Origin of the sequence: Pantoea eucrina, from assembly GCF_002095385.1 — a bacterium.
GTDB lineage: Bacteria > Pseudomonadota > Gammaproteobacteria > Enterobacterales > Enterobacteriaceae > Pantoea > Pantoea eucrina.
Genome location: NZ_MIPP01000040.1, coordinates 23,047 through 29,563 on the forward strand (window position 1 = coordinate 23,047; position 6,517 = coordinate 29,563).

Sequence of the window (6,517 nt, forward strand, 5' to 3'; positions counted from 1 at the left end):
TACTCCAGTCTGAAAAATGACGCGGGTGCTGCTGCCCCCGCGCTGATCTCTTGTTACGGATTAACCTGATCCAGCCAGCCATATTTATCTTCGGTTTCGCCGGTAAACAGGCCAAAGAACGCTTTCTGAATTCGGGTGGTCACCGGACCACGCTTGCCTTCGCCGACCTGAATGCCGTCAACGCTGCGCACCGGGGTGATTTCAGCAGCGGTGCCTGACATGAAGATCTCATCGGCCAGATAGAGCGACTCGCGTGACAGCACCTGCTCGCGCACTTCAATACCGAGATCGTGCGCCAGCTTGATAATTGCATCGCGGGTGATGCCCGGCAGAGCGGAAGAGGTAAACGGCGGCGTAAACAGGATGCCATCTTTGACTTCAAACAGGTTTTCGCCTGCGCCTTCAGAGATGTAGCCCTGCGTATCCAGCGCGATCCCTTCCTGATAGCCGTGGCGGCGTGCTTCGCTGCCCACCAGCAGGGAGGAGAGATAGTTACCGCCCGCTTTGGCTGCGGTAGGCAGTGTGTTAGGCGCCACGCGATTCCACGAAGAGACCATGGCGTTGATACCCTGCTCCAGCGCTTCCGGACCGAGGTAGGCTCCCCACGGGAAAGCCGCAATAATCACGTCAGTGGTAAAACCGTCCGGCGGGTTAACGCCCAGGCCTACATCGCCGACAAACGCCAGCGGGCGGATATAGGCACTCTTCAGATTGTTAACGCGGATCACTTCGCGGCAGGCTTCCATCAGCTCATCGACGCTGGCTTTGATGGGAAAACGATAGATTTTTGCGGAGTCGTGCAGACGCTGCATATGTTCACGGTGACGGAACACTACCGGGCCTTTGTGCGAGTCGTAGCAGCGTACGCCTTCAAACACGGAAGTGCCGTAATGCAGTGCGTGAGACATAACGCTGACCTTGGCGTCTTCCCACTTAACCATCTCTCCGTTGAACCAAATAAAGTCTGCTTTCTTCGTACTCATCGTTATGTCCTTTGGCGACTAAGCGCGGATTTGTTGTGTTGTCTGCTGCTGGATCTCGACACAGGCGACATCCATAAGTTTGCGTAACTGAGAAGACAGTAAATCGACTGAGCGCTGGCTGGCAACGGTCATTTCGATATTAATATTGTCTGCGTTGCTGGCGGAGCCCATATTCATCGCGCAGACCTGAAAGCCGCGGTGGCGAACAACGCGTAGAATGCGCTCCAGCACTTCCGGGCGAAAACGGGCTTCAATTGATAACTGATGCTGATTCATATGCTCTTCTCCATCATGTTTGCGTTGCTGGCACCCGGCGGGACCAGTGGCCAGACGTTTTCATGCTCATCAATCGAAACATGCAGGAAATAAGGTCCTTCGCTGTTCAGCAGAGCATCAATCGCGGCGTCAACTTCATCTTTACGGCTGATACGCTGGCCTGGAATATCAAACGCGCGGGCCAGCATCAGAAAATCGGGGTTATCGGTCAGGATGGTCTCGCTATAGCGGCCATCGAAAAACAGCTGCTGCCACTGGCGCACCATGCCCAGCCGCTGGTTATCCAGCAGCAGAATTTTTACCGGCAGCTGTTTGCGTTTAATCGTGCCCAGCTCCTGAATGTTCATCATGATGGAACCATCACCGGAGACGCAGATTACCGTATCATCAGGGCGGGCAATCTGCGCCCCCACGGCTGCTGGCAGACCAAATCCCATGGTGCCGAGACCGCTGGAGGTGATGAAATTTTCCGGCGCGCTGAACTGCATATGCTGCGCGGTCCACATCTGATGCTGACCCACATCGGTGGTCACAACCGTACTGTCCGGTTTGCGATCGGAAACCTGCTTCAGCAGCAGCGGTGCGTAAATAGCGTCACCGGGATGATCGTAGCGCCAGCTAAACTCCGCTTTCATCGCGCGGACTTCCTGACGCCATGCATCGATCTGCAGAGGCATACTCAGCGCGGGCAGTATCTGCCGGAGGTCGCCTGGCAGCGAAACATGAGCACGGCGCAGTTTGTTCAGCTCCGCCGGATCGATATCGATATGAATAACGCTGGCATGCGGGGCGAAGGTATCCAGCTTGCCGGTCACGCGGTCATCAAAGCGGGCGCCTACTGCAATCAGCAAATCGCACGACTGTACGGCAAGGTTGGCCGCTTTAGTGCCGTGCATGCCCAGCATCCCGAGATAAAGCTCGCTGCTGCTCTCTGCACAACCAAGCCCTTTCAGGGTTGAGACGACCGGGATGCCGCTTTCTTTTGCCAGCGCACGCAGTGCCGGTACCGCCTGCGCCATACCCACGCCACCCCCTACATAGAGGATGGGTTTTGCCGCACGTGCCATTAAGGCGCGCGCGTCATCAATGTGCTGCGGCGAATGGGAAAGGGTCTCCTCAACCGGCAGCAGATGGGGCGTCAGTTCCGCGCTGGCAATCTGGATATCTTTTGGGATATCAACCAGTACCGGCCCCGGGCGTCCCGACTGCGCGATAGCAAAGGCTTCGGCCATCACTGAAGGCAGATCGTCAAGCGATTCAACCAGAAAACTGTGTTTGGTGCAGGCCAGCGACAACCCAAGGACGTCAATCTCCTGAAAAGCGTCGGTTCCCATCACAGCGGATGAAACCTGTCCGGTGATGGCTACTACGGGAACAGAATCCATCATCGCATCCGCCAGGCCAGTGATCAGGTTAGTGGCTCCCGGACCAGAGGTTGCGATGCAGACGCCGGTTTTACCCGTAGCACGGGCATAGCCGATAGCCGCTATCACCGCGCCCTGCTCATGACGGCACAACAGATGTTCTACGCCGCCATCATATAGCGCATCGTACACGGGCATGATAGCGCCGCCAGGATAACCGAACACGGTATCAACGCCCTGCGCGCGTAATGCCTGAACTACCCATTGTGCACCTGTCATGGTTATTCTCCTGTAATCCTGTGAGAACAACAGAATTTTATGCTACTGCTCATAATCTGCTCCTCGCTAATCAGCTGATAGTTTGTCTGGTCAAAAAAAAACCCCCGGACCTTTCGGTGCGGGGGTTTTTGGGATTTCAGACTTGATTTTTAAGCCTTTCTTTCTCCAGACGCAGCCCCGCACGGTGGGTTAATAATCACCACCACGCTAATCACGACTAGGCTAATCACGGATAGAAGGGCTTTCATACGTTGTCTTTTTTTCACTTGTTCGAAGTAATGCCTACAGAGTTATCATAGTTACCGGGTGATTTACAATAATTTTCATCAGCCAATTTTTCGCGGTTCTGATGCAATCATCGTTATCACCTTGTAAAAACTAGGTTATTCAGATTTGTGATAAATATTCATCACGCCCGGCGCGTAATTGCATAATGCTTAGCAGAAGAGATCGCTCATTTTTGGCGAAAACAGTGAAACAATAGAGAAAAATATGGAATAAGGCAGTCAAAATGGCACAACCGGGATCGCAGATAGCGCGCTGAGGAGCAAGGATAGAGGCAACAAGGAGGGGTGATGTCTTTATCTAAAGTTCTGACCCGTGCGGCACTGGGAATCGAAGCGCCGCTGGTAACTGTCGAGGTTCATATCAGTAATGGATTGCCTGCGCTGACGCTGGTCGGCCTGCCTGAAACCACGGTTAAGGAGGCTCGCGAACGGGTACGCAGCGCTATTATTAATAGCGGATTCAGCTTTCCGGCCAAACGTATCACCATCAATCTGGCGCCTGCTGACCTGCCTAAGGAGGGTGGTCGCTACGATCTGCCGATTGCTATCGCGCTTCTCGCAGCCTCAGAACAGCTGCCAGGGGATAAACTTACGCGCTATGAGTTCCTGGGTGAGCTGGCGCTTAACGGCGCGCTCTGTGGCGTGCAGGCCGCAATTCCGGCCGCTATGGCAGCGCTCAGAGCCGGCCGCCAGATGATTGTTGCTGAACAGAATCAGCAGGATGTGGGATTAATCCAGCAGGGCGAAACGCTGACCGGCGTGCATCTTAGTGAAATATGCGCTTTTCTGCACAATCAGACCACGCTCAGAGTGGCGCAGACCGTTGCCGAAGAGGCCACGGACTCACCGCAGGATCTGCGTGACGTTATTGGTCAGCAGCAGGGACGACGCGCGCTGGAGATTGCAGCAGCAGGCGGACATAATCTGCTGCTGCTCGGACCACCCGGTACAGGCAAAACGATGCTGGCGACGCGTCTGCCGGGCATTATGCCACCGCTGGACGACGGTGAAGCGCTGGAGTGTGCGGCAATTGCCAGCCTGGTCAGCAATGGTGAACAGCGCGCTCAGTGGCGTAAGCGCCCTTTCAGGGCGCCTCATCACAGCGCCTCACTCTATGCGCTGGTTGGCGGAGGCTCTATACCCCGCCCGGGTGAAATATCACTGGCACACAATGGCGTACTGTTTCTGGATGAGTTACCGGAATTTGATCGCCGCGTCCTTGATGCGCTGCGTGAACCTATTGAATCAGGCGAAATTGCGCTCTCCCGTACGCGGGCTAAAGTGACTTATCCTGCGCGCTTTCAGCTGATAGGCGCAATGAACCCCAGCCCCACCGGGCATTACCAGGGCAATCACAACCGCTGTTCACCACAGCAGGTACTGCGTTATCTCAGCCGGTTGTCAGGGCCCTTTCTGGACCGCTTCGATTTGTCGCTTGAGATCCCGCTGCTGCCAGGCGGTACCCTGAGTCAGCAGGCTGTCACCGGCGAGAGCACTGCACAGGTCAGGGAACGGGTGCTGGCAGCCAGAGCACGACAGCAGGCGCGCGCTGGCAAAATTAATGCCCATCTTACTAATGCGGAGATCGCGCGCGACTGTGCGTTGTTACAGGCTGATGCAGAGTGGCTGGAAGGAATACTTAATACGCTGGGTTTGTCGGTGCGTGCATGGCAGCGCATCCTGAAAGTGGCCAGAACCATCACCGATCTTGCCGGGGAAACACAGATAGTACGGCCACATCTGCAGGAAGCGGTGAGCTACCGCAGTATCGATCGTTTAATGATTTATCTGCATAAGACGCTGGAATAAAAACGGGGCCGTTCAGAGCCCCGTTTTATCAGTCATCACTGTCGCTGAAATCTTCAACCGTATCCATCTGCGGCTTGCCACCCGAGAGGGTGTGAAAGCGCTTGGGACGCTTGATGCGGGCGATATACTTAGACCAGACGCGTTCTGCTTCGGTCAGCGGCTCACGTTGTCCGCGGCACACTTCAAGAAACGACCGCTCTTCTTCTGTTACCGGTTCGCGTTTTGCCAGATCAAGCTCATTAAAAGCGTATCCGTGACGTTCCAGAAGCTGGGCTTCTTTAATGGTGAAATCACCGTGACGTGAAAATCCACGTGGATAATGTTTGTTATCGAAGAAACGATTTGTTGTTGCGAAGCTTTCCGCCATTTTACACGCTCCTGATTCTCATATGGCCGTGCTATTTATGGCGCGGAGTATTAGATAGGCTTGACAGAGTGTAAAACAAAACATTTAAATCAGTACGACAAACAAATTTTGGGAGAATAGTGTGGATACGGAATTACTGAAAACTTTTCTGGAGGTGAGCAGAACGCGTCATTTTGGACGTGCTGCGGAGGCGCTGTACCTTACGCAATCTGCTGTCAGTTTTCGCATCCGTCAATTGGAAAACCAGCTGGGCGTAAATCTCTTTACCCGCCATCGTAATAATATCCGCCTGACTTCAGCAGGTGAGCGGTTATTACCTTATGCGGAAAGCCTGATGAGTACCTGGCTGATGGCAAAGAAAGAGGTTTCGCATACGCAGCAGCATCATGAGCTCTCAATTGGTGCCAGCGCTTCCCTGTGGGAGGCTTATCTCACGCCCTGGCTTCAGACGCTCTATGAGAACCGTGAGAGCCTGCATATGGAAGCCCGTATTGCCCAGCGTCATCTGCTGGTTAAACAGCTGCATGAGCGGCAGCTTGATCTGCTAATCACCACGGAAGCGCCAAAAATGGATGAGCTCACCAGCCAGCAGATTGGTCATATTTCACTTGCTCTGTTCCGGGCGCGTAAAACGGAAAAACGCGAGAAGTATGATTATATCAAACTGGAATGGGGCGCAGATTTTCATCAGCATGAGAGCTATTTGTCGAGTGATGATGTTCCGGTATTAACCACGACATCGGCACATGTAACGCGGGAACTGTTACACACTACCGGGGCCTGTGCTTTTTTACCCGATTCCTGGCAGGGAATATATAACGATATTGTGCCGATCCCTGATACACCGGTAGCGGTGCGTCCGCTATATGCCGTCTGGCTGCAGAATAGCGATCAGCAAACGCATATTCGTCAGTTGCTCAAATTTCCGGTTCTGACGCACTGAGATAGCAGATTGAGAAGGGTCTGAAGCTGTGAAAGCGGGCGCAGACTCTTTCTTTTTTTGAAAGGATGCAGAAGGATCCTGAATTTCAGGCAAAAAAAAATCCTTTGCCGAAGCAAAGGATTGTTTTCTGGCAGGGGCGGAGGGACTCGAACCCCCAACACCCGGTTTTGGAGACCGGTGCTCTACCAATTGAACTACGCCCCTAAATA

Annotated in this window: 7 protein-coding genes and 1 tRNA gene; 2 read left to right on the forward strand and 6 right to left on the reverse strand. The window is 53.9% G+C overall.

Annotation, left to right across the window (positions count from 1 at the left end):
- Positions 1-53 precede the first annotated feature (53 nt).
- The 4 genes from HA43_RS15230 to ilvL form a co-directional block, all read right to left on the reverse strand.
- Positions 54-983, reverse strand: a complete 930-nt coding sequence (locus tag HA43_RS15230; protein ID WP_039381127.1) for a branched-chain amino acid transaminase — start codon at positions 981-983, stop codon at positions 54-56.
- Positions 984-1,001: 18 nt separating this feature from the next.
- Complete coding sequence (ilvM, locus tag HA43_RS15235) at positions 1,002-1,259, reverse strand: acetolactate synthase 2 small subunit (protein WP_094112052.1); 258 nt, start codon at positions 1,257-1,259, stop codon at positions 1,002-1,004.
- Entirely contained in the window at positions 1,256-2,902 is a 1,647-nt protein-coding gene (gene ilvG / locus HA43_RS15240; RefSeq protein ID WP_039381132.1) for an acetolactate synthase 2 catalytic subunit, read from the reverse strand. Before ilvG ends, ilvM begins: the two co-directional genes overlap by 4 nt.
- A 149-nt stretch (positions 2,903-3,051) precedes the next feature.
- Complete coding sequence (gene ilvL, locus HA43_RS15245) at positions 3,052-3,150, reverse strand: ilv operon leader peptide (protein WP_071669254.1); 99 nt, start codon at positions 3,148-3,150, stop codon at positions 3,052-3,054.
- 327 nt (positions 3,151-3,477) lie between these two features.
- Here ilvL and HA43_RS15250 point away from each other — a divergent pair, with 327 nt between their 5' ends.
- Positions 3,478-4,998: a YifB family Mg chelatase-like AAA ATPase gene (locus HA43_RS15250; RefSeq protein WP_071669253.1), complete on the forward strand. Its 1,521-nt coding sequence runs from the start codon at positions 3,478-3,480 to the stop codon at positions 4,996-4,998.
- A 28-nt stretch (positions 4,999-5,026) separates the two neighbouring features.
- On the opposite strand, the gene HA43_RS15255 is transcribed toward HA43_RS15250, so the two are convergent.
- Positions 5,027-5,365 (reverse strand): MaoP family protein, encoded by a 339-nt coding sequence (locus HA43_RS15255; RefSeq protein WP_039381138.1) that lies wholly within the window; start codon positions 5,363-5,365, stop codon positions 5,027-5,029.
- A 121-nt stretch (positions 5,366-5,486) separates the two neighbouring features.
- On the opposite strand from HA43_RS15255, the gene hdfR reads away from it, so the two are divergent.
- Positions 5,487-6,308 (forward strand): HTH-type transcriptional regulator HdfR, encoded by an 822-nt coding sequence (hdfR, locus tag HA43_RS15260; protein ID WP_039381140.1) that lies wholly within the window; start codon positions 5,487-5,489, stop codon positions 6,306-6,308.
- Between the two features lie 128 nt (positions 6,309-6,436).
- Here the strand turns inward: hdfR and HA43_RS15265 are convergent.
- Positions 6,437-6,512, reverse strand: a tRNA-Trp gene (locus tag HA43_RS15265).
- Positions 6,513-6,517: the final 5 nt, after the last annotated feature.

Bases quoted from the DNA above. Each gene is read 5' to 3' on its own strand.
- ilvL (WP_071669254.1), bottom strand. From the start codon at position 3,150: ATGAAAGCCCTTCTATCCGTGATTAGCCTAGTCGTGATTAGCGTGGTG.
- ilvG (WP_039381132.1), bottom strand. From the start codon at position 2,902: ATGACAGGTGCACAATGGGTAGTTCAGGCATTACGCGCGCAGGGCGTT.
- ilvM (WP_094112052.1), bottom strand. From the start codon at position 1,259: ATGAATCAGCATCAGTTATCAATTGAAGCCCGTTTTCGCCCGGAAGTG.
- HA43_RS15230 (WP_039381127.1), bottom strand. From the start codon at position 983: ATGAGTACGAAGAAAGCAGACTTTATTTGGTTCAACGGAGAGATGGTT.
- HA43_RS15255 (WP_039381138.1), bottom strand. From the start codon at position 5,365: ATGGCGGAAAGCTTCGCAACAACAAATCGTTTCTTCGATAACAAACAT.
- HA43_RS15250 (WP_071669253.1), top strand. From the start codon at position 3,478: ATGTCTTTATCTAAAGTTCTGACCCGTGCGGCACTGGGAATCGAAGCG.